This window comes from Thaumasiovibrio clandestinus (genome assembly GCF_047250365.1).
GTDB lineage: Bacteria > Pseudomonadota > Gammaproteobacteria > Enterobacterales > Vibrionaceae > Thaumasiovibrio.
This window is the reverse complement of the sequence record NZ_JBLBVL010000043.1, coordinates 1-1,653: the sequence shown is the minus strand read 5'-3', so window position 1 is coordinate 1,653 and position 1,653 is coordinate 1. Positions and strand designations below refer to the sequence as shown.

Below are 1,653 nucleotides of genomic sequence, written 5' to 3'. Positions count from 1 at the left end.
ACCAAGCAATCTGTGTGGACACTGCATTTAAACAGCAGTCTATCGTTAAGGAGGTGATCCAGCCCCAGGTTCCCCTAGGGCTACCTTGTTACGACTTCACCCCAGTCATGAACCACACCGTGGTAAACGCCCTCCCGAAGGTTAAGCTATCTACTTCTGGTGCAGCCCACTCCCATGGTGTGACGGGCGGTGTGTACAAGGCCCGGGAACGTATTCACCGTAGCATTCTGATCTACGATTACTAGCGATTCCGACTTCATGGAGTCGAGTTGCAGACTCCAATCCGGACTACGACGCACTTTTTGGGATTCGCTCACTATCGCTAGCTTGCAGCCCTCTGTATGCGCCATTGTAGCACGTGTGTAGCCCTACTCGTAAGGGCCATGATGACTTGACGTCGTCCCCACCTTCCTCCGGTTTATCACCGGCAGTCTCCCTGGAGTTCCCACCATTACGTGCTGGCAAACAAGGATAGGGGTTGCGCTCGTTGCGGGACTTAACCCAACATTTCACAACACGAGCTGACGACAGCCATGCAGCACCTGTCTCAGAGCTCCCGAAGGCACACCTGCGTCTCCGCTGGCTTCTCTGGATGTCAAGAGTAGGTAAGGTTCTTCGCGTTGCATCGAATTAAACCACATGCTCCACCGCTTGTGCGGGCCCCCGTCAATTCATTTGAGTTTTAATCTTGCGACCGTACTCCCCAGGCGGTCTACTTAACGCGTTAGCTCCGAAAGCCAGTGTTCAAGACACCAACCTCCAAGTAGACATCGTTTACGGCGTGGACTACCAGGGTATCTAATCCTGTTTGCTCCCCACGCTTTCGCATCTGAGCGTCAGTCTTTGTCCAGGGGGCCGCCTTCGCCACCGGTATTCCTTCAGATCTCTACGCATTTCACCGCTACACCTGAAATTCTACCCCCCTCTACAAGACTCTAGACTGTCAGTTTCAAATGCGATTCCCAGGTTAAGCCCGGGGCTTTCACATCTGACTTAACAGTCCGCCTGCATGCGCTTTACGCCCAGTAATTCCGATTAACGCTCGCACCCTCCGTATTACCGCGGCTGCTGGCACGGAGTTAGCCGGTGCTTCTTCTGCAGCTAACGTCAAGCTACGCAGGTATTAACTACGTAACCTTCCTCACTGCTGAAAGTACTTTACAACCCGAAGGCCTTCTTCATACACGCGGCATGGCTGCATCAGGGTTTCCCCCATTGTGCAATATTCCCCACTGCTGCCTCCCGTAGGAGTCTGGACCGTGTCTCAGTTCCAGTGTGGCTGATCATCCTCTCAAACCAGCTAGGGATCGTCGCCTAGGTGAGCCATTACCTCACCTACTAGCTAATCCCAACTGGGCCCATCCTGACGCGAGAAGCCCGAAGGTCCTCCTCTTTGGTCCGTAGACGTTATGCGGTATTAGCAGTCGTTTCCAACTGTTATCCCCCACATCAGGGCAGGTTCCCAGCCATTACTCACCCGTCCGCCGCTCGACGCCGAATAGCAAGCTATTCTCGTTTCCGCTCGACTTGCATGTGTTAGGCCTGCCGCCAGCGTTCAATCTGAGCCATGATCAAACTCTTCAATTTAAAGTTTTTGATAGCTCAATGAATACTGTTGTTCATCACCGAAGTGATAAACGAATTGACTGTGCC

The 1,653-nt window shown here is 53.0% G+C and carries 1 rRNA gene; it reads right to left on the bottom strand.

Annotated elements, in window-relative coordinates:
* Positions 1-46: 46 nt before the first annotated feature.
* Positions 47-1,587 (bottom strand): 16S ribosomal RNA (locus ACKLNH_RS20530).
* Positions 1,588-1,653 lie beyond the last annotated feature (66 nt).